This is a genomic window from Agromyces capsici, assembly GCF_058349965.1.
Genome location: NZ_JBYRET010000002.1, coordinates 395003 through 417035, shown reverse-complemented (window position 1 = coordinate 417035; position 22033 = coordinate 395003). Strand labels below are relative to the sequence as shown.

General features: G+C 72.0%; 15 protein-coding genes and 1 tRNA gene. 1 reads left to right on the top strand and 15 read right to left on the bottom strand.

All coding sequences use genetic code 11. The features are described 5' to 3' along the window. Position 1 precedes the first annotated feature (1 nt). The 15 genes from murA to AC3RKB_RS15640 all read right to left on the bottom strand — a co-directional run bounded on the left by murA (position 2) and on the right by AC3RKB_RS15640 (position 21325). Positions 2–1372, bottom strand: a complete 1371-nt coding sequence (murA, locus tag AC3RKB_RS15710) for a UDP-N-acetylglucosamine 1-carboxyvinyltransferase (RefSeq protein WP_491437190.1) — start codon at positions 1370–1372, stop codon at positions 2–4. After that, complete coding sequence (gene leuD, locus AC3RKB_RS15705) at positions 1373–1990, bottom strand: 3-isopropylmalate dehydratase small subunit (RefSeq protein ID WP_491437189.1); 618 nt, start codon at positions 1988–1990, stop codon at positions 1373–1375. Next, complete coding sequence (leuC, locus tag AC3RKB_RS15700) at positions 1990–3501, bottom strand: 3-isopropylmalate dehydratase large subunit (protein WP_491437188.1); 1512 nt, start codon at positions 3499–3501, stop codon at positions 1990–1992. Before leuC ends, leuD begins: the two co-directional genes overlap by 1 nt. A gap of 159 nt (positions 3502–3660) precedes the next feature. After that, positions 3661–4248: an FHA domain-containing protein gene (locus AC3RKB_RS15695; RefSeq protein WP_491437187.1), complete on the bottom strand. Its 588-nt coding sequence runs from the start codon at positions 4246–4248 to the stop codon at positions 3661–3663. A 9-nt stretch (positions 4249–4257) separates the two neighbouring features. After that, the gene (locus AC3RKB_RS15690) at positions 4258–6561 is read right to left on the bottom strand and encodes a transglutaminase-like domain-containing protein (protein ID WP_491437186.1); all 2304 of its coding nucleotides are present in this window, start codon (positions 6559–6561) and stop codon (positions 4258–4260) included. Further along, a complete protein-coding gene (locus tag AC3RKB_RS15685) occupies positions 6558–7868 on the bottom strand; it encodes a DUF58 domain-containing protein (RefSeq protein WP_491437185.1) in 1311 nt (436 codons plus the stop codon). Before AC3RKB_RS15685 ends, AC3RKB_RS15690 begins: the two co-directional genes overlap by 4 nt. Further along, the gene (locus tag AC3RKB_RS15680) at positions 7865–8833 is read right to left on the bottom strand and encodes an AAA family ATPase (protein WP_491437184.1); all 969 of its coding nucleotides are present in this window, start codon (positions 8831–8833) and stop codon (positions 7865–7867) included. The genes AC3RKB_RS15685 and AC3RKB_RS15680 overlap by 4 nt, the downstream gene beginning before the upstream one ends. Before the next feature lie 41 nt (positions 8834–8874). Continuing rightward, entirely contained in the window at positions 8875–14223 is a 5349-nt protein-coding gene (locus tag AC3RKB_RS15675) for an Ig-like domain-containing protein (protein ID WP_491437183.1), read from the bottom strand. A 175-nt stretch (positions 14224–14398) separates the two neighbouring features. Beyond that, complete coding sequence (locus AC3RKB_RS15670; RefSeq protein ID WP_491437182.1) at positions 14399–15100, bottom strand: FHA domain-containing protein; 702 nt, start codon at positions 15098–15100, stop codon at positions 14399–14401. Next, positions 15097–16776, bottom strand: a complete 1680-nt coding sequence (locus AC3RKB_RS15665; protein WP_491437181.1) for a serine/threonine-protein kinase — start codon at positions 16774–16776, stop codon at positions 15097–15099. The genes AC3RKB_RS15670 and AC3RKB_RS15665 overlap by 4 nt, the downstream gene beginning before the upstream one ends. After that, a complete protein-coding gene (locus AC3RKB_RS15660; RefSeq protein ID WP_491437180.1) occupies positions 16776–17933 on the bottom strand; it encodes an FHA domain-containing protein in 1158 nt (385 codons plus the stop codon). The genes AC3RKB_RS15665 and AC3RKB_RS15660 overlap by 1 nt, the downstream gene beginning before the upstream one ends. Positions 17934–17952: 19 nt before the next feature. Beyond that, entirely contained in the window at positions 17953–18753 is an 801-nt protein-coding gene (locus AC3RKB_RS15655; RefSeq protein ID WP_491437179.1) for a PP2C family protein-serine/threonine phosphatase, read from the bottom strand. Positions 18754–18955: 202 nt separating this feature from the next. Continuing rightward, positions 18956–20020 (bottom strand): TerC family protein, encoded by a 1065-nt coding sequence (locus AC3RKB_RS15650; protein ID WP_491437178.1) that lies wholly within the window; start codon positions 20018–20020, stop codon positions 18956–18958. Positions 20021–20259: 239 nt separating this feature from the next. Beyond that, positions 20260–20335 (bottom strand) — tRNA-Glu (locus tag AC3RKB_RS15645). An 87-nt stretch (positions 20336–20422) separates the two neighbouring features. After that, the gene (locus tag AC3RKB_RS15640) at positions 20423–21325 is read right to left on the bottom strand and encodes a diacylglycerol/lipid kinase family protein (protein ID WP_491437177.1); all 903 of its coding nucleotides are present in this window, start codon (positions 21323–21325) and stop codon (positions 20423–20425) included. Positions 21326–21385: 60 nt separating this feature from the next. Between AC3RKB_RS15640 and AC3RKB_RS15635 the strand changes: the two genes are divergently transcribed. Further along, a complete protein-coding gene (locus AC3RKB_RS15635) occupies positions 21386–22030 on the top strand; it encodes an MBL fold metallo-hydrolase (protein ID WP_491437176.1) in 645 nt (214 codons plus the stop codon). Positions 22031–22033 lie beyond the last annotated feature (3 nt).

The following is a 22033-nucleotide window of genomic DNA, read 5'->3' as shown; positions in this document are numbered from 1 at the left end:
ATTATCCTTCGAGCGCGAAGTCCGCTCCGAGCAGCTCCAGCTTGGTGATGAAGTTCTCGTAGCCGCGCGCGATGATGCCGACGTTCGAGACGGTCGAACGCCCCTCTGCGGTGAGCGCCGCGATCAGGTGGCTGAAGCCGCCACGGAGGTCGGGGACCTCGATGTCGGCGCCGCGCAGCTGCGACGGACCGGAGATCACCGCGGAGTGCTTGAAGTTGCGCTGGCCGAAGCGGCAGGGCCGCCCGCCGAGGCACTCCTTGTGCACCTCGATCGACGCGCCCATCTCGACGAGCGCGTCGACGAAGCCGAAGCGCTGCTCGTACACCGTCTCGTGCACGATCGAGACGCCCTTGGCCTTGGTGAGCGCGACCACGAGCGGCTGCTGCCAGTCGGTCATGAACCCGGGGTGCACGTCGGTCTCGATGATCACGGGCTTCAGCTCGCCGCCGGGGTGGTAGAACCGGATTCCGTCGTCCTGGATGTCGAAGTCGCCGCCGACCTTGCGGAACACGTTGAGGAACGTGAGCATCTCGGCCTGGCGGGCGCCGCCGACGAAGATGTCGCCCTCGGTCGCGAGCGCCGCGGCCGCCCAGCTGGCGGCCTCGTTGCGGTCGAAGAGGGCGCGGTGCGTGTAGCCCTGGAGCTTCGCGACGCCCTCGATGCGGATGACGCGGTCGGTGTCGACCGTGATGATGGCGCCCATCTTCTGCAGGATGTTGATGAGGTCCATGATCTCGGGCTCGATCGCCGCGCCCGACAGCTCGGTGATGCCCTCGGCGAGCACCGCGGTGAGCAGCACCTGCTCGGTCGCCCCGACGCTCGGGTACGGCAGCGAGACCTTCGCGCCGTGCAGGCCGTTGGGGGCCGACATGCGGATGCCGCTGGGGAGCTTCTCGACGATGGCGCCGAAGTTGCGCAGCACCTCGAGGTGGTAGTCGATGGGGCGGTCGCCGATGCGGCAGCCGCCGAGGTCGGGGATGAACGCCTCGCCGAGGCGGTGCAGGAGCGGCCCGCAGAACAGGATCGGGATGCGGCTGGAGCCCGCGTGCGCATCGACCTCGGCCATGTGCGCCGTCTCGACGGCGGCCGGGTCGAGCACGAGCTCGCCCTCATCGGCGCCCTCGGTCACGGTCACGCCGTGCACCTCGAGCAGGCCGCGCACGATGCGCACGTCGCTGATGTTCGGCACGTCCCTGAGCACGCTCGGCGTGTCGCCGAGGATGGCCGCGACCATCGCCTTGGTGACGAGGTTCTTCGCGCCCTTCAACTCGATCCGGCCGCGAAGCGGCTTGCCGCCGTTGATCGTGATGCGGTCGACCGGGAGGCCGACCGCCGTGCCGTGCTGCTTCGCGTCATCCACGAGTGTGTTCACTCAGTTCCCTGTCTCTGCCGGCTCCCGGATGGGGAGGGTCGTCGGGCGCCACGCCTCTCGGTGCGACTCGAACTCGGCGATGGCCGGCTCGTCCCGGAGGGTGAGCCCGATGTCGTCGAGCCCTTCCAGGAGCCGCCACCGAGTGTAATCGTCGATGTCGAATGAAACCGTGAGCGAGCCGATGCTCACCGTACGCTCAACCAGATCGACGGTCGCCGCTATTCCCGGCTGGGCCTCGATCGCCTCCCACAGCAGTTCCACGTCCTCGTAGGCGACCTGCGCGGCGAGCAGGCCCTGCTTGCCGGAGTTGCCGCGGAAGATGTCGCCGAAGCGGCTCGAGATGACGACCGTGAAGCCGTAGTCGCGAAGGGCCCAGACGGCGTGCTCGCGGCTCGAGCCGGTGCCGAAGTCGGGGCCGGCGATGAGGATGGCGGCACCTTCGTAGGCCGGCTGGTTGAGCACGAACTCGGGGTCCTGCCGCCAGGCGTGGAAGAGCGCGTCGTCGAAGCCCGTCTTGGTGACGCGCTTGAGGAAGACGGCGGGGATGATCTGGTCGGTGTCGACGTTCGAGCGGCGCAGCGGGGCGGCCACGCCGGTGACGGTGCTGAACTTCTCCATCAGGCCGAGACCTCCTCGTGTGCGGGTCGAGCAGCCTGCGAGGCCGGCGTCTCGAGTCCCTGATCCTGCTCCAGGTCCCAGGGGCTCGACAGCGTGCCGCGCACCGCGGTGGCGGCCGCGACGAGCGGCGAGACGAGGTGGGTGCGACCGCCCTTGCCCTGGCGTCCCTCGAAGTTGCGGTTGCTCGTGGAGGCGCAGCGCTCCCCCGGTGCGAGCTGGTCGGGGTTCATGCCGAGGCACATCGAGCAGCCCGCGAAGCGCCACTCGGCGCCGAACTCCTCGAACACCTTGTCGAGGCCCTCGGCCTCGGCCTCGAGCCGCACGCGGGCCGACCCGGGCACGACCATGACGCGCACGCCGTCGGCCTTCTTCCGGCCCTTCACGATCGACGCGAACGCGCGCAGGTCTTCGATGCGGCTGTTCGTGCAGGAGCCCATGAAGACGGCGTCGACCTTGATGTCCTTGAGCGGCGTGCCGGCCTGGAGGTCCATGTACTCGAGCGCGCGCTCGGCGGCGGCCCGCTCGTGCTGGTCGTCGATCGCGGCGGGGTCGGGCACGACGTCGCTGAGCGAGACGCCCTGGCCGGGGTTGGTGCCCCAGGTGACGAACGGCTCGAGCTCGTTCGCGTCGATGAAGACCTCGGCGTCGAACACCGCGCCCTCGTCGGTCGGCAGCGTCGTCCAGTACTCGACCGCCGCGTCCCAGTCGGCACCCTGCGGCGCGTGCGCGCGACCCTCCAGGTAGGCGAACGTGGTCTCGTCGGGCGCGACCATGCCGGCACGCGCCCCGGCCTCGATCGACATGTTGCAGATGGTCATGCGGCCGTCCATCGACAGCGCACGGATGGCGCTGCCTCGGTACTCGAGCACGTAGCCCTGCCCGCCGCCGGTGCCGATCTTGGCGATCACGGCGAGGATGATGTCCTTCGCGGTCACGCCCGGGCGGAGCTCGCCCTCGACGGTGATCGCCATGGTCTTGAACGGCTTCAGCGGCAGCGTCTGGGTCGCCATGACGTGCTCGACCTCGCTCGTGCCGATGCCGAACGCCATCGCGCCGAAGGCGCCGTGCGTCGAGGTGTGGCTGTCGCCGCAGACGACGGTGATTCCGGGCTGCGTGAGGCCGAGCTGCGGACCCACGACATGGACGATGCCCTGCTCCTTGTCGCCGAGCGAGTGGATCCGGATCCCGAACTCCGCGGCATTGCGGCGCAGCGTCTCGATCTGGGTGCGGCTCGTCGGGTCGGCGATGGGCTTGTCGATGTCGAGCGTCGGGGTGTTGTGATCCTCGGTCGCGATCGTGAGGTCGGGACGTCGGACGGGGCGCCCCGCCATTCGGAGGCCGTCGAACGCCTGCGGGCTCGTGACCTCGTGCACGAGGTGCAGGTCGATGTAGATGAGGTCGGGCGTGCCGTCCTCGCCCTTCTTCACCAGGTGCGCGTCCCAGACCTTCTCGGCCAGGGTGCGCGGGCGATCGGGGATGTTCGGGTACTGCTCAGTCGCTTCCGCGGTCATGGATGTGTTCTTCCTCGTGACGGGTGTGGCAGCCGACGACGAACTCCGCGACGGGGAAGGCCGTCAGAACGAGGCCCCGTCGCGGCGGAGAAGAAGAAGCCGGCCGCTGAGCACCCCGCAAGGCTACCATCCCGCCGGAGCTCGAACCGTTCGATGACCTCAGGCCGAAGTGGCGGGCGCGCGGTCGACGAGGAACGCCACGTCGCCGAGGAGGAGCACGGCGTCGGCCGGCACCGCCGTGGGCACGCCGGGCTCGAGTTCGACGGGATCCGCGCCGTCGGGCCAGATGCGCACCCCGTTGGTCGAGCGCAGGTCGGTGACGAGGAGGCGGTCGCCGTCGGCCACGAGCAACGCATGCGTCTTCGACACCGAGCGGGCCGGGTCGAGGATGGCGACGGGCGTGCCGCCGCCTTGGACGGCGTCGGGTTGCGGGTCGCGACCCGCGACCACGCGGTCGACGACAGTGAACTCCGCGCCGTCGGCGCTGCGGAGTCGCCAGGGGCCCAGCGGGGGCGCCGAGGGCGGCGCCGCGGTGGGCGGAGCGGTGGCTGGCGACACCGTGTCGCCCGGCGGCACGGGTGGCGCCGTCGGGACCCCGGGCCGGGCGCCCGGCGGCGGCACCACGGGCGTCGCGGGCCGGAAGGCGGGGAGCCGGTCGGGCGCCTGCACCGTGCGCTCCGGCGTTTCGGGCTCCGGGGCGTCGGGCACGAGCCCGGGCGGGGGCACGATGAAGTCGGGCTCGCTCACGCCCCCACCTTAACCGTCGCGTCCGCGGCGACGCATCCGGTACCGTGCCACGAACCGCCGCACGCGCCCGGCCGCCTCCGCGACCGCCGCCACCGCGGCATCCGCCTCGGACCATCGCCGTTCGACCGACGCGGGCGCGACGTCGCCGGCGGCGAACACGTCGCGGTCGACGGTCGCCGCGATCGTCGAGAGCCGCGCCCCGCCGTCGCCCGTTCGCACCGCGCCGAGGCCATGCTCGTCGAGCTGGCGTTCGAGGTCGCGCGCCGTCTGCAGGCGCGAGGCCCGCTCGGGCGGCTCGAAGCCGAGCTCGGCGTAGCGGTCCACGAGCTCCTCCCACGCCCCGGCGGCCTGGCGGTCTCCGGCGCCGCGGCGACGGATGGCGCGGCGTCGCCGCTTCGCGAGCGCGACGGCGAGCATCGGCAGCAGCACGATCGCGGCGGGGATGCCGAGCGAGAGGATGATCGCCCACGCCCACGCGGGCAGCTGGAACGGGCGGTCGCGGTCCTCGTCGTCGGTGTCGTCGATCTCGACCGTGGTGAGCAACTCGTCTTCCGCCTGCTCGGCGCGCGGCGGCTGGCGCACCTGCGGCTGCGGTTCGGACTTCGGCTTGGGCGTCTGCTCCTGGGGCACGTCGACGTTGTCGGGCGTGGGTCGGAACGAGACCCAGCCGACGCCCTCGAACGGCACCTCGACCCACGCCGTCACGTCGGAGCCGAGCACCTCGACCGCACCGGCGCCCTCGGCGACCCCGGGCGCGTAGCCCATCACCACGCGCGACGGATAGCCGAGGTGGCGGGCCATGAGCGCCATCGCCGCGGCGTACTGCTCGGCGTCGCCGACCATCTGCGTGCGCGTGAACAGCTCGATGAGCCGGTCGGCGCCGTGGCCCGCGCGCGAGGGCACCGCGTCGCTGGCCAGGCCGTGGCTGAGGAAGCCGTTGGTCTTGAGGCCGCGCTCGATCGCCCGGAGCTGCTCGATCGGCGTCGCGGCCTCGCCGGCGTACTCGTCGGCCTTCGCGGCGACCACGTCGGGCAGGTTCTCCACGACCGGCAGCGGCAGCTGCGCGACCGGGACATCGGCGAGCGCCTGGTCGTCGGGCTCGCGCTGGATCCGCGACTCGACGCGGTAGCGGGTGGAGTCGGCCGTGCCGCTCGTGAGCACGGCCGTGCCCGCCGCGGCGTTGTAGCGCAGGTCGCCCGCGCGCTCCACCGCACCGGCGTCGAGCAGCTCGAGCTCGGAGCCGTAGCCCACGGTCGGCAGCCACACGTCGTCGTAGGCGAGCACCTCGACCTCGATCGAACGGCCGCTGCCGAGATCGGCGAGCTCCGGTTCGGGCAGCGTCGTGCCGACGATCGCGTAGCCGCCGTCGGCCGCGGCCTGCTCGGGCCCGGCGACGTTCCAGAGCCGGCCGGTGTACGAGTCCATCGCCGCGAGGCGCACGGCGTCGCCGGGTTCGAGCCCCGTGATCGTGAACAGCGGCTCCTCGGCGAGGTCCTTCGTGTACTCGCGGAATCCCGCGAGCGGGCTCGGGAACTCCAGCGGGTCGAACGGCGGCACGACCTGCTCGCGCAGCACGAACCGATCGGGCGCGACGGGTGCGAACGCCAGGCCCGCCACGGTGCCGATGGCGACGGCGCCGGCGACGACCGCGGCCGATCCGGTGAGCTTGCGCCGGCGGAGGCGCGCCGCGCCATCCCCCGACGCCTCGACCTGCGCATCGCGCCGCCAGGCGACCCACGCGAGCGCGACGGCCGCGAACGCGACCCCCCGCACGGCGGCGAGGAAGGCCTCGTCGGTGCCGAGCAGGATGCCCGACAGGAACAGCAACGCGGGGCCGACGAGCAGCACCGCCGCGCGGAGCGGCGTGCGACGCACCGCCAGCCATCGCAGCACCAGCAGCCCGCCCACGAGCGAGACGACCGTTGCAGCCGCGTAGGGCACCGCGGCGACGTACGCGGGCGCCTCGACGGGCGCCGCGATGGTGAGGATGTCGGCCCAGCCGTGCACCGCGCCGACGGCGAGCCCGGCGAGCGAGATGAGTGACGGGAGCACGACGAACAGCGCCGCCTCGGGCATCACGAACGGCGTGCCGACGAGGAAGTAGAGCACGATCCCGAGCAGGACCGTCGTGAGCACGTTCAGCCGCCACAGCGTGCCGAGCACCGCGGCGAGCGTGCCCACCGCGAGTCCGGCGACCGCGGCGAGCAGGAAGTCGAGGCCGCCGAAGCTCGTCTCGTACCCGGCGATCGCGAGCAGCGAGAGCGCCGAGAGCACGCCGAGGTCGGCGAGCGCGGAACGCGGGATCCGGGTCACGGTCGCACCCTCCGCACGAGGCGGGCGAGCTCGTCGAGCGCGCCCACGGTGACGACGGTCGACTCGCCGACGCGCGTGATGCGCGACGCCGCGCCCAGCTCGGCGCGGAATACGAGCACCTGGGTGTCGGAGCCGAAGACCGTCTCGACCGCGCGGAACTCGGCGAGCGGCGCGCGCGAGCCGCCCACGACGATCACGACGCTCGGCGCCGGCACGCGCTTCGCGGCCTCGCGCACGAGGTCGCGCACGGGCGCCGCCCCGGCCTCGAGGGGCTCGATCCGGCTCGTGTCGTCGAGCAGCGCGGTGGGCGTCGCGGTGTTCAGGCGCAGCCGGTCGGTCGCGGTCGCGAGGCGCGTGGCATCCCGGATGACCTGCACGCCGAGCGAGGCGACGACCGACACTGCGAGCTCGAACTCGTCGTCGGAGGCGTAGTGCGCGGCGCTCGTGGCCTGCACGAGGAGCAGCTGCGACCGGCGAGTCTCCTCGTACTGACGCACCATGAGCTGGCCGGTGCGCGCCGACGTGCGCCAGTGCACGTTGCGCAGCGCATCGCCCGGCTCGTAGGCGCGCAACGCGTGGAACGAGATGTCGTTGTCGGTGATGGTCTTGGTGATCTCGCCCTCGAGGTCGCGCACGAGCCCCGCCGCCGACGGCCGCAGCCGCGCGGTCACGGGGTGCACGAACAGCTCGACGGGGTCGGTCCAGCGCACCTCGCGTCGCAACAGGCCCAGTTGGTCGCCGCGAACGGATGCCGCGGGGCCGGCCACGATCACGGCGCGCCGCTTCGTCGGCACGGCGAACAGCTCCTCGTGCTCGCCGCCGGCGGCGATGGACGGGATGACGAACTCGGCGAGCCCGCGGCCGACGGGCAGCTCGAGCTGCGAGGGCACGGATGCCGCGTCGGCGATGTTGTGCACGACGAGGCGGCCGAGCGCCCGCTCCCCCGCCACCACGCGACGCGGCTGCAGCTCGATGTCGACGCGGTACCGCATGCGCCCGAACGTGAACGGGATGGCGATGAGGACGGCGGCCAGCAGCGTCGCGCCGACGAAGGCGAGCTCGATCCATCCGAGTACCCACGCGAGCACGAGCGCGACCGCGGCCGCGGCGAGCACGAGCCATCCGACCGGGGAGATCACGCCGGTGACCGGCGCGGTGAACGCCGCGACGGCGGCGCTTGCCCGGCGCGCCCCTGCCGCAACCGAGCGGGCGGATGCCGCGAGCGAGCGCCGCACCGAGCGCAGTGCGATGCGCGCCTGCGACGGGGGCGTCGCGGGCGTGACTGGTGCGTCGGTCTCGAGCGTCATGCCGCCCGGTACGCCGGCGGCGCGACCTCGGCGAGCACCTTCGAGACGATCTCGTCGGCGGTCACGCCGGCGAACTCCGACTCGGGGTCGACGATGATGCGGTGCGCGAGCACAGGCACGGCGAGCTCGCGCACGTCGTCGGGCGTGACGTAGCTGCGTCCGCGCGAGATCGCCCACGTCTTCGCCGCGCGGGCGAGCGCGAGCGCGCCGCGCATGCTCACGCCGAGCGCCGCGTCGCGGTGGTCGCGGGTCGCGGAGACGATCTGGTTGAGGTACGACAGCACCGCGGCATCCACGTGCACCTCGGCTGCGAGCCGGGCCATGGTCGTCACCGAGCTCGACGCGATGATGGGCGACACCTTCGACGCTCGTGCCCGGTTGGCCGAGTCGAGCAGCAGCGTGACGGCCGTGTCGTGGTCGGGGTAGCCGAGCGAGGTCTTGATGAGGAACCGGTCGAGCTGCGCCTCGGGCAGCGAGTAGGTGCCGGCCTGCTCGACCGGGTTCTGCGTCGCGATGACCATGAACGGGCTGCCCACCTCGTAGCCGACGCCGTCGACCGTGACCCGGCCCTCCTCCATGACCTCGAGGAGCGCCGACTGGGTCTTCGGGCTCGCGCGGTTGATCTCGTCGGCGAGCACGATCGAGGCGAAGATCGGGCCGCGGTGGAACTCGAACTGGCCCTTGCCCTGGTCGTAGATCGTCACGCCCGTGACATCCGACGGCAGCAGGTCGGGCGTGAACTGGATGCGCGAGTGCGTGCCGTCGAGGGTGTTGGCGAGCGCCTTCGCGAGCACGGTCTTGCCCGTGCCCGGGTAGTCCTCGAGCAGCACGTGCCCCTCGGAGAGCATCGCCATGACGACGAGCTCGATGATGTGCCGCTTGCCGAGGATCGCGCGGTCGACGTTGTCGACGAGCTTCGAGAAGGCGTCCTGGAACCACAGGGCCTGGTCTTGGGTCACGGGCATGTTCGTTCCTTCGATATCCGGGGCCTGTGTCGTGTCACGGGTCACCACGTGTTGTAGGCGAGGTTGTTCCACTGGCTGCCGCTGATCGCGCCCAGGGTCCGGGACGTCCCGCCGCTGACGTTCTCGAAGCGCACGGCGATCGTCTCATTGGCCGGTCGGACGCCGAGGTGGTTCAGCAGCTGGAGCTGTCCGTTCGCGCCGACGTCGACGGTCTGCTGGTAGCCGCAGCAGGCGGCGCCGTTGATCGTCGCGAAGACGCGGTACGTGCCGGGATCCATGTTGCTCCACGTGATGCGCACCTCTGCGCATCCGCCGCCGCCGCTGTCGCAGGACCGGCTCGGCCCCTTGCCGATCGTGCCCGACGGCTGCGGGTTCTGCACGGCGAAGTTCGCCGAATCGGCGGGCCCCGACCGGTTGCTGCCCTGGTTGACCGCCCGCACCTGGACGGTGTGGCTGCCCGCGCCGACGTCGGTGAAGCGGTGGGTGCGGTCGGTGCCCGAGTTCGTCCACGCGCCCGAGTCGAGCTTGACCTCGTAGCGCACGCTGCCGCCGCCCGTGTCGACGGGCGCGGCCCAGCTGACGTCGACGCTCGCCGGCGCGGTGCCGTTGACCTGGGCGGAGACGCTCCGCGGAGCGGTCGGCGTGCCGTATGGAGTCACCGCATTCGACGGAGCCGACCAGGCGCCCCATCCGATCGTGTTGTGCGCGCGCACCTTGAAGGTGTACGTCGTGCCGTTGTCGAGGCCGCCCACGCCGTAGTTCGTTCCGCCTGCCGACGCGGGCACGTCGCGGATCGAGCCGTTGACGTCGAGCTGGTAACCGTCGATCTGGGCGTTGTTGTTGGCCGGGATGTTCCACCGCACGGTCGCGGCGCCGTCGCCGGCGGTCGCCGTCGGCGCGTTCGGCGCGTCGGGCTCGTCGCGCACGACGACCGTCACCCGGCCCTGCGTCTCGCGGGCGGGGTCGCGCGTGCCGTCCTGGATCCGGTAGACGACGCTGAGCGTGCCGGTGAATGCGGAACCCGTGCGCACCGTGAGGTCGGAGTCGGTGTGGCTCACGCTCGCGTTCGAGCCGACGCTCTGCTGGTCGATCTGGGCGGCGACGATCCGCAGCGGCGAGTCGGGCGCGAACGGGTTGAAGTCGTTCGCGAGCACGTCGATCCGCTTGGTTTCGCCGCGCTGCATGTACTCGGGCCCGTCGTCGTTGGCCTGCGGCAGCGCGCGCGTGGACGAGACCACCTGCACGTCGACGTAGCCCGGGACCGTGAACTCGTTGAACACGACGTCGAACGCGATGCGCACCTTCGTGCCGGGCTGCACGCCCAGCGGCGACGACACCCGCAGGATCGACCCCTCGACGATCTGCGCCTGCACGTCGGCGGTGGCTCCGCTGAGGTTGCGGTACTCGACCCGCTGGATGTTGTCGGGGTTCGGGTGATCGGTCGACGAGCGGAGGTCGACGTCGAGCGGCGCCTCTCCCGCCTCGATCGTCTCGCTGCGGGGCGTGAACGCGGGCGGCGCGTCGTTGAAGTCCGGATCGCCGACCGTGATCGGGATCGTGAGGATGGCGGTGCGCCCCACGGGATCGTCGGCGCCCTCGCCGTCGGTCACCTCGAAGGTCACCGACGCCGCGCCGCGGTAGTCCTTCGCGGGCACGAACTGGAGCGCGGTGCCGCTCACGAACGGGGGCTCGCCCGAATTCGTGGAGGACGCGCTCAGGATGGTCGCGGGGTTGCCCGAGGGCACCACGACGAGGTCGTCGATGTTCCAGCTGATCCGGCCGTTCATCGGCACGACGATCTCGCCGAGGTCTTTCAGGTACGGCGCAGGGAACTTCGCCTTCTCCTCGGCGAGCAGTTCCTCGGGCGTCTTCGGACGCTGGGTCTCCTCGACGGTGTCGTCGCCGGACGGCACGGGTGGCACGATCACGAAGGCCATGGCCGAGAGGTCGTCGAGGTCGTTCGTGAGCCGGTACGCCACGGCGTACCGTTCGCGCCCCGGGGTCACCTCGATGGTCCCGTCGGACCCGACCTCGGCGAGCCCGGCGTTCGGGCCCTCGACCGTGACGACGAGGTCCTCGACCAGCCCGCCCGGGTTCGTGGCGTCGGCGAGCGGGTCGACCACGACCGATTCGCCGTCGACGACCTCCTCGGGTTCGATCACCTGGTCCTCGGCCGTGGGCGGGTCGATGACGGCATCCTCCGTGACCGCGACCTGGAGGAACGCGGTGTCGGCGCCGCCGTGCCCGTTCGAGATCTCGTACCGGATCGTGTACGCGGCCTCCTGCTCGGGCGCCCTCACGACGATGCGGCGACGATCGCGGATCTCGGCCTTGATCCCCTCGTCGACCTCGGGCAGGTCGGCGACGTGCAGGCGGTAGCCGCTCGGGTCGGAGTCGTTCAGGAGGACCTCGACCGACGCGGTGCGCCCGGGCTTCATCTCGATCGTGTCGTCGACCGCCTTCGGCGGCAGCTGGACCTCGGGACGTGGAATCACCCCGATCCGGATGGTGCCGGTCGCGGTCGCGCCGAGCGTGTCGCGCACCTCGTAGCTGAACGAGTCCGTGCCGGCGGAGCCCGGGAAGGCCTCGTACGTCAACGTCGTGCTCGTTCGCTCGATGATCCGGCCGAGGCTCGGCGCCGCGTCGAGGCCGGTGAGGGTGATGGAGTCGCCGTCGGGATCGAGCTGGTCGAGCGGCACGTCGATCCTCACCGCCGACCCGGCGAAGGTGCGCGAGGTCAGCGGCGTCGGGAGCGGCGGGCGGTTCTCCCCCGCGTCGCGCGCGACGACCGTGAAGTCGACCCTGGCGCGCGCGGTCTGCTCGTGGTCGTCGCCGATCGTGTAGACGGCGCTGTAGACGCCCGGCTCCTCGGGTGCCTGGAACCGCACCGTCTCGCCGTCGACGAAGGCGAGGCCCTCGGGAGCCTGCACCTCGACGAGTTCGGGAAGCACGTGGAGGGTCGCGGCATCCGGATGGTAGTCGTTCTCGAGCACGGGCACGGTGACGATGTCGCCGGCGCGCACGATCGCGCCGTCGTCGACGGCGACGGGCGGCTGGTGCTTGACGAGCGGCGGCACCGGCACCACCGTCACGGTCGCGGTCGACGTGTTCACGCCGTCGGAGATCGTGTACGGGAACTGCAGCTGCCGGTCGAGCGCCTGCGAGGCGGTGATCCGCAGGACGGTGTTGGTGAGGATCTCGACGGAGACCAGGCCGTCGGTGGCCGCGTCGTCGACGGACTGCACGGCGAGCACGCGGCCCGACGGCGAGACGTCGTTGGCGAGCACCGGGACGGAGAGCGGCTCGCCCGCCCGCAGGTACGCGGTGTCCTTGACCGCGACCGGCGGCGGCGCCTCGCCGGGCCGGTCGACGACCTGGACGCGGATGAGGCCCTTGCTCACGGCAGCGCCCGCGCCGAGGTCGTACAGGAACACGTACTCGCCGGGCGCGCTGCTCGAGAACGCGATGGTGCCGCGCTCGACGTTCGGCGTCGCCGAGGCGTCGTCGGGCACATCCGCGACCCCCAGCAGTTCGAGGCCCGCCCCGGAGGGCGAGAGGTCGTTCGCGAGCGGCTCGATCAGCTCGGTCTCGCCCACGAAGACCCGTGCGAAGTCGGGCGTGCCGATCGGATTCAGCGTGCCGGTCGGCTTCACCTCGACGATGAGCGTGCCTGCCGCGGTGGCCTGCCCGTCGGAGACCGTGAACTGCACCTCCTTGGTGCCGAGCTCGGCCGACCGGTGCTCGAAGGTCACGAAGCCGTCGGGGCTCGACCGCACGGTGTCGCCGCCCGTCGGCGAGGCGTCGACGAGGTACAGGTCGTCGCCGTCGGGGTCGTTCCAGTCGGCGAGCACGTTGTACGAGAGCTGCTGGCCCTGCTCGACGCTGATGGCACCCGACCGGATCGAGGCGGGCGCCGCGTTCTCGCTCTCCGGCACGATGCGCAGGTTCACGGATGCCTCGGCGACCCCGCCGCGGCCGTCGTCGACGCCGTACCGGAACGAGACGCTGCCCGCCGCGCCCTCGGCCGGGGAGAACTGCAGCGTCCGGCCGCCGTCGATCACCTCGAGCCGACCTGCGGAATCCGGGATGTCGGACGTCGAGGCGATCGTGAGCACGTCGCCGTCGGGATCGGTGTCGTTCTCGAGCACCTCGACGATGGTGGCGCGGCCGGGCCGCACGCCGTAGTCGTCGTCGCGCGCGACCGGCGGGCGGTTCACGTCGGTGCGCTCCGCGAGCGTGTCCTCGAAGGTCTGCTGGGCCGACTTCTCGTCGCCCTCGAGTTCGTCGCTCTCCTCGGGCGGCGTGACCTCCTCCCAGTTGTCGACGAGCCGCAGGTCGGAGTCGACGAGCCAGGAGTTGCCGTTCGTGAGGTCGTTCAGCACGATCACGTCGCGGTTCACGCGGAACTCGAGTCGGGAGCCGGCCGTCGGCTGGTCGATCGCGAGCGACTCCGGCTCCTGCCCGTCGCACGCGGCGACGTAGCGCTGCCCTGCCGCCCACGCGCCGTGGATGCAGGAACCGAGTCGCACCGGCGCCGCGACCTCGTCGGCGTTCGCCGCGGCGACCTCGGCGCCGCTCGAGATGGTGCGGACCTCGCCGCCGCCGAGCGGTACGTCGAGCAGGTCGGTCGCCGTGGCGAGCACGACGCGGTCGCGCTCGGGGCCGGACTGCTGGATCCGCAGTGCGGGCTCGGGGAGCGCGATCTCGCGCCCGTCGACGATGACGGCGTCGCCCTCGACGTCGAACACGACGGGTCGCTCGCCCACCGCGGCGAGCTGGTGGCGCCCGAGCTTCGGGAGTCCGCGCGACTCGGGCTCGGTCGAGTCCTTCTCCAGCGCGATGAGCTCGCCCTCGCCTGGCGAGGTCGCGAAGATCGTGCCGGTGCTGCTCACGGCGACCTCGGCGTCGTCGCCGAGCTTCGCGATCGGATCGGTTCCGCGGTAGTCGAACGAGAGCTCGGCCGCAGCGGGCACGCGCCAGAGCTCGCCCTCGGGCGAGAGCACGGCGAGCACGTCGCCGCCGTACGCGATCGACGATGCCGGCGGCACGTCGATGCGCTGCACGAGCGTGGTGAAGGACGGGTCGATGCGCTCGATCGAGCCCACGCCGGGGTCGAACAGGAACGCGTCCTCGCCGTCCTGGACGACGTCGATCTCGTTCGTCGCGGTTGCGACAGCCGCGTCGAGCTCCTCGATCTGGCGGTTCAGCCGGCCCGCGAGCAGCTCCTCGGCGTTCGTGACCCACACCTCGCGGGCGCGCAGGTCGGGGTCGGTGACCGGGAACCCCTGATGCAGCGCGGCGATGCCGATGGGCACGCCGGCGAGCACCGCGAGGGCGGTCGCGGAGGCGATGTTCCGGCGCGAGCGCACCCATGACCGCAACGTGACCAAGCTCGTCTCCCCCGGGTGCCGTCCGTCGGTAGGGCGTCGGATGGCGCCGCCGAGACCGGCGGGCCGGGCATCACGCTAACACGCGTCCGGAGACCCCAGAAATGGGGACCGCTGCCCATTCGAACGCATCAATCGGAGAGGACCCTCCGGCGGCCGACGCCGGCCGAGGAGCGCCTCAGGAGCCGGCGCCGGACTCGTCGTCGAGCAGCGCGAGATCCTCGTGGCCCACGAGGCGGGTCGCCACGGCGTACTCCACGAGGCGCGCACGCCGGTTGACGGCGAGCTTGCCGCGCCCGCCGCGAAGTCCGTCGACGCCGATCTTGTCGAGCTTCTCGCACACGTTGTCGAGCTTGCGGTTGAACGTCGTCATGCTCCAGCCGAGGCGCGCGGCCGCCTCGGCCGAGGACGGCACGGTCGCGCGTCCGGCGGACGGCTGCGAGAGCACGTGCTCGGCGAGCGCGACGACGAGCAGGCGCTGGCTCCTGGTGAGCGTCACCGGCAGGATGGTCGTGCCGCCGTCGGCGGGCGCCGCGGTGAGCGAGGTGTTGTAGAAGTCCTCCTCGGCATGCACCGAGAAGTCGTACGTCGTGGCGCCCGCGCTGAACATCACGTGCACGGTCTGGAATACCAGCGGCAGCTTCGCACCCGGCGCCACCCAGGCCTGCACGCTGCCCGTGGCATCCGAGACCGTCGCCGACAGCAGTTGCCCGACGTTCGAGAGCCACCACAGGCCGAACTCGCTCGAGAGGGTGAGGAAGGTGCGGTGCAGGTAGGGGTTGTCGTCGATCGTGAGGTCGGACTCGCGGCCGATCCCGAACGTGCGGCCCGACTCGACGGTGTACCACTCGCCGCAGTACTCCACGCGCAGCGGCCTCACGGCGTGCACCCCGTGACCGGCTCGGAGGTCTTGCTGCCGCGCTGCACCTGCACCTCGATGCACACGGTCGTGCCGGCAGGGACGCCGTCGACGACGATCTCAGGGCCGGGCGTCACCGCGGTCGAGCCCGAGCCGTCGGCGCGCTGCCAGCGATAGCGGTCGCCCTCCTCGGCATCGTCGTGCGACACGGGGAAGACGACCGTGCCGTCGGCCGCGATCGCCCCCGCGCCCACGGTTGCGACGGGCACGCGCGCGGCCACGACGGCATCCTCGGACGGCGTGGAGGTCGACGCGGGATCCGCCTCGCCCGGGCCACCGACCGCGCCGCCGAGCACGACGGCAGCGCCGACCGCGGCGATGAGCACCGCGGAGGCCGCCGCGGCGATGCCGACGACGAGCGGACGCCGCCGGGGCGATCGCGCCGCGTCGGGTGCGACGGGCGACTCCGGCGCCTCGCGCGCCGGGTCGGCGACGGTGCCGACCGCCGGACGGATGACGGTGCCGTCGTCGACCGGCGCCGAGGGCGGGGCGGATGGCACGACCTGCGCCCGCACCTCGCGCACGCCGCGAGCGCGCGTGGCGTCGTCGTCGGGTGGCGCGTCGAGTGCCGGTGCGGCCGCGACCGCGGGCGGCACCTCGGCGTGCACGACCCGGACGGACCGTGCCCTGGTCGCCCCCGCGCCCTCTCCGGCACCCTCGCCGGGCTCGTTCGCGGGCGACTCCACCGCGGCGGGAGCCGCGGCCGGCAGGCTCGGGACCTCGATGCCGGTCACCGAGTAGCCGAGCTCGAGCTCGATGCGCTGCAGCGCCCGACCGAATTCGACCGCGCTCTGGTAGCGGTCCTCGCGACGCACGGCCATGCCGGTCGCCAGGACCGCCTCGAGGCTCGCCGGAATGTCGTCGCGGCCGATCGGCGTGATGCGGCCGCGCTCGATCCGGCCGATGAGGTCGAGCGGCCCGTTGGAACGGCCGGGAACCTCGAACGGCGTGCGGCCCGCGAGCAGCGTGTGCACGGTCGCGGCGAGCGCGAACACGTCGCTGCGCGTATCGGGCCGGGGGTCGTCCTCGAAGAGCTCGGGCGGCGACCACGGCACGCTCATGCCGACGGCCGCGCGGTCGGAGCCGGTGCCCGACCCGGTCGCGGCGGGGTCGGCCGTGAACGACATCGTGTGCACCGGCAGGTCGCCCTCGAGGTCGCTCGAAATGCCGAAGTCGCTGAGCGCCGGCCAGCCGTAGTCGTTGGTGAGCACGTTCGCGGGCTTGATGTCGCGATGCAGGATGCCGGCGGCGTGCGCGGTCGCGACCGCACCCGAGAGGCGGATGCCGGTGCGCAGCGCGTCCTCGACGGTGAGCGGCTGCCGCTTGTACCGTTCGGACAGGCTCGGTCCGGAGCAGTACTCCATGACGAAGTAGGGCCGTCCGTCGGCCGAGACGTCGGCGTGGAAGATCGTGACGATGAACGGATGGGCCGACAGGCGTGCCATGAGGTTCGCCTCGGCGACGAACTGCGCGCGCGTGCCCGCGTCGATGTCGTCGGCGAGGAGCACCTTCACTGCGACCTTGCGGCGCGGCAGGCGCTGCTCGTAGAGTAACACGTCGGCGAATCCGCCTGAGCCGAGCAGGCCGAGCGGCGTGTAGCCGGGAAGGTCGGGCGGCGAGGAGGGCGGCCTGCGCATCAGCGCTCCACCACCTGGATGGTCCACCCGCCGCCGAGGTCGATGACGGTGTCGGGCAGGACGGGGGTCGCCTCGGCGGGTCGGAGCCGCACCGGCGGCTGCCCGGGTGCGACGACCTGCGTGCCGTTGCGGGACTCGAGGTCGGTCACGACCGCGGTGCCGCCCTCGACGGCGACCCGCAGGTGGGTGCGCGAGATGTCGGGGTCGCCCGCGCCGATCACGACCGTGCGGGGCACCTGCGCGCCGGTCACGCGTCCGATCGCGGGCGCCCGGCCGAGCACGAGCTCGCCGACGATGGGCTCGATGGAGCCGTCGGGCAACCGGAGCGCGAGCGACGCCTCCGCGCCGGGCGACGGCGACCCGGCAGCGCCCGCCTCGTGGCGCTCGCGGTCACGCTCCTCCCGCATCCGGCGGATGTCGGCACTCGCGACGGTCAGCCCGTCGTGATCGCCGAGCGCCCGTCCTGGGGACGCCACGGCCGGCGGTGCGACGGACGCGTCGACCACGACACCCGGCGGAGGCACGATCACCGTGGTCGGAATCGCGGCTTCCGGCTCCACGGGGGCGACCGTGTACGCGGACTCTCGCGGGAAGCGCGGCCGCTCGGTTCGCGAGAAACCCACGACGGTGTCCTCGTCGGGCACCATCGTGCGCTCATCCGGACGATCGGCCGCAGGCGACGGCGTCGGCGCCGCGTCAGGCGCCGCCGAGCGCGGTGCGACATCGGCACCGGACGAGACCGGTTCGCCTGCGCCATCCGCTGACCAGTCGACGAGGGATGTCGCGACCGCGCCGGCCACGAGCGGCAGCCGCGGCGACTCGGCGCCGGCCGCGTCGCCATCGGCCGTGCCGCCCACGATCCGCACCGCGGGCGAACCGCCGACCACGCGCTCCTGCCAGGTGGACACCTGTTCGCCCGACACCTCGACGTCGCCGAGCCGAACGGTGATGGGTCCGCGCACGACCGCGCGCGCCGTGCCGTCGGCCCGCTCGCGCACGACGAGCGCGAAGCTCGGCGTCGACGCGACCCCGCCGGCGGCGAGGCGATCGATCACGCGCGCCGCGGCATCCGTCGACCCGAGCACGGGCCACAGCGCCCGGAGGTCGTCGCCGCGCTCGGCCGGCAGCATCAGGAGCGCCTCGTCGCGCACCGCCACCAGCCACCGCGCGCGTTGGTCAGGCCGGTAGTCCAGCACCCTCGTCCCCCGTTCCCCTCGGCCTGGTCTGCTCGACTTCGGCGGGCAGCGCGGCCTCCCGGTCGCGCGTGGCCCCGTCGTCGTCGACGTCACCGCCGAGATCGGATTCGACGACCACGGCCGTCACGTTGTCGCGCGCCCCCGCCGCGAGCGCCGCCTCGACGAGCTCGCCAGCGAGCCCGGCGGCGTGCATGGAGTGCCCGGTGAGGATCTGCGCGATCTGCTCGTCGCCGACCTCCTTCGACAGCCCGTCGGAGCAGATCAGGAACACCTGCCGGCCCGTCGCGGGCACGAGCCACACGTCGGGCTCGACGACGTCGTCGGCGCCCACCGCTCGCGTGATGACGTTGCGGTCGGGGTGGCGCTCGGCGTCGTCGTTCGAGATCAGCCCGGCATCGACGAGCTCCTGCACGGCCGAGTGGTCGACCGTGACCTGCTGCAGTCGGCGGCCGTCCCACGTGTACACGCGCGAGTCGCCGACGTTGAAGACCATCCAGTTCACCCCGCGCCCGTCGCCCGCGTCGACGAGCACGATCCCGGCCACCGTGGTGCCGGCGACCGCGGTGCCCTCGTCGCCGTCGGCGGAGAGGGCGCGCACGACCTCGTTCGAGCTGTGGATCGCGTCGAGCACCTGCTCGGGCGTCGAGGGTCGGCCGGTGTCGAGGTGGCGCGTGAACGTGTCGATCACCGCGCGACTCGCGGCGTCGCCGCGGGCGTGCCCGCCCATGCCGTCGGCCACGACGTACAGGGGCGGGTGCGCGAGCAGCGCATCCTCGTTCACCGTGCGGACGTTGCCGACATGCGTCCGGGCACTGTGGGCGATGCGGGCCGAGCCGCTCGGGATTGGGACGACACCGCTGCCATCAGACGTCACGAGATCGGGTCCTCTCTGAACGGGTCGGGTCGTCGCCGAGGCGCAGTCGCTCCACGCTAGCAAGCGCGGAGCGACGGCGCGTTCGCGAACGGCGCGCCTGTGGAGGAGTTCAGCGCTTGGCCGAGGTCTCGTCCTCCGCGCGCTCGGCGCGGTCGCCCTCCTCGGTGAAGTGCGGGATCTCCTCGCCGAGCGTGTGGCCGCGGCGGCGTGCGTCGAGGTTGGCCTTCACCAGGCTCGCCACGGTCGCGACCGCCATCGCGCCGATGATCACCGCAAGCGAGGTCCACGTGGAGATGTCGGGAGCCCACTCGATGTGCTCACCGCCGTTGATGAACGGCAGCTCGTTCTCGTGCATGGCGTGCAGCACGAGCTTCACGCCGATGAAGGCGAGGATGAACGCGATGCCGTACTTGAGGTACTCGAGCCGCTCGAGCAGGCCGCCGAGCAGGAAGTAGAGCTGGCGGAGGCCCATGAGCGCGAACACGTTGGCCGTGAACACGATGAACGGGCTCTCGGTGATGCCGAAGATCGCCGGGATCGAGTCGAGCGCGAAGATCAGGTCGGTCGTGCCGATCGCGACGAACACGATGAGCATCGGCGTGAAGAAGCGCTTGCCGTCGATGACGGTGCGCAGCTTGATGCCGTCGTAGTCGTTGGTGATGGGCAGGCGCCGGCGCAGCGTGCGGATGAGGGCCGAGTCGGCGCCGTCGTCCTCGTGGTTCCCGAACGCCTGCTGCGCGGCCGTGTAGAGCAGGAAGACGCCGAAGATGTAGAAGATCCAGCTGAAGTTCGCGATGAGCTGCGCGCCGAGCAGGATGAAGATCCCGCGCAGGACGAGCGCGAGGATGATGCCCACCATGAGCACCTCCTGCTGGTACTTCCTCGGCACCGCGAACCTGGCCATGATGATGACGAACACGAACAGGTTGTCGATCGACAAGCTGTACTCGGTGAGCCATCCGGCGAGGAACTGCGCACCGTGCTCGGCGTCGCCGATCACGAACATCAGGCCCGCGAAGATGAGCGCGAGCACGATGTAGAAGACCACCCAGAGGGTGGATTCGCGGAACGAGGGCACGTGCGGTCGCTTGATCACGAGGAGCAGGTCGGCGACGAGGATGAGCGTCAGCACGACGAGCGAGCCGACCTCGAACCAGACGGGGAGTGCGGTCACAGGGTGCCTTTCGGACGGTGGGCAGGGATGACGGAGTCCGAAAGTCTCTCCCGGCTGCACGTGCGTGCGCCGCCACGACCGGAGCGGCATCGACGGCGCTCGTACTGACGATCGTGGCCCGAGGCGCGAACCCCGGCGGGATACTCCCCTTCGCTCGGACGAGTCTAGCGGGCGATCCGCGTCGCGGGGAAAACGACGAACGCCCCCGGCACACAGGTGCCGAGGGCGTTTCAGTCGGTTGGTGACCCCAGCGGGATTTGAACCCGCGCTACCGCCGTGAGAGGGCGGCGTCCTAGGCCGCTAAACGATGGGGCCTCGTTGCAACGTGTTCGAGTATGGCATAGGGATCCGGCGCATTCCAAATCGAGCCGAACCGGGCGCGCGTTCGCACGTCGCGCCGCGTCACGCGAACACGGCGAGCGCTCCCGGCACCACCTCGACCTCGACGGGAAGCGCCCCGATCCGCTCGCCGTCGGCATACGCGACGATGTCGTCGGCCTCGATGCGGACGCGGCGCGCCTGCGCGAACTCGACCGCGGGGTGGTCGACGTGCTCGCCCGCGAACACGCGCGGGAACACCGCGAGCAGCCCGATCCGGGAGAGCGGGTGCACGATGAACACGTCGAGCACGCCGTCGGACAGGTCGGCGTGCGGCACGATGCGCATGCCGCCGCCGAGCGAGGGCGTGTTCGCGATGGAGACGAGCATGGCCGACTGCTCGCGCCGCGACCCGTCGAGCGTGATCGCGTACCGGCGCGGTCGGAACGTGGCGAGCTCGCGGATGAGGGCGAGCGTGTACCGGCTCGGACCGCGCGGTCGCACCATCCGGTTCGCCCGCTCGTTGACCACTGCGTCGAACCCGGCCGACAGCACGCACGCGAACCACGTGTCGAGCTCGCCGTGGTGCGCGAGCCCGAGGTCGATGACCTGCGGCGGGCGGCGGAGGGCCTCGACGAGCGCGTCGATCGCGGCCTGCGGATTCTCGTGCGGCAGGCCGAGGGCGCGCGCGAGGTCGTTGCCCGTCCCGGCGGCGACGACCCCGAGCGGGATCCCCGTGCGCGCGAGGATGTTCACCCCGAGCGAGACCATGCCATCGCCGCCGACGACCACGAGCCCGTCGGTGCCCTGCTCGAAGGCCGATTGGGTCTCGCGTCGGAGCAGCTCGAAGTTCGCCTCGCGCACCAGCGCGACCTCGTACCCCTCGGTGACGAGCCGCTCGGCGACCGCCGGCCCGACCCAGCGGTTGCGCCCGAACGAGGCGTACGGGTTCACCGCGAGGAGGAGTCGGCGGGGGCCACGCGTCATGCTGCGATTGTGGCAGGCAACCCCGTTGCGCAGCCCGCGGACACGGTGTTGGCTCTGAGCATGCGCGTCACGAAGCTCGAGCACGCCGCCCTCGTCGTAGAGCACTCCGGCGACCGGCTGTTCATCGATCCCGGCAAGTTCACGACCCCGATCACCGAGGCCGCGGGCGCGCTCGCGGTGGTCGTGACGCACCAGCACGACGACCACTGGACGCCGGAGCAGCTGGGCCGGATCCGCGACCGCAGTCCCGGGGTGCGCTTCTTCGGCCCCGAGGGCATGGCCGCCGCGGCCGCCGAGGCCGGCATCGACGTCGAGCGCGTGGCGCCGGGCGACGAGCTCGAGATCGGCCCCTTCCGGCTGCGGTTCTTCGGCGGTCGGCACGCGGTGATCCACTCCTCGATCCCCGTGATCGACAATGTCGGCGTGCTCGTCAACGACGCCCTGTACTACGCCGGCGACTCGTTCGCCCTGCCCGAGGGCGTCGCGGTCGACGTGCTCGCGGCGCCGGCGGGCGCGCCGTGGATGAAGATCGCCGAGTCGATGGACTACGTCATGGCCGTCAAGCCGAAGCGGGCCTTCCCGACGCACGAGATGGTACTCTCGCGCGCCGGCAAGGACCTGTCGAACGCGCGCCTGGGCTGGGCGACCGAGCAGGGCGGCGGCGAGTACCTGCCGCTTGAACCGGGCGACTCGTTCGACGTGTAGGTC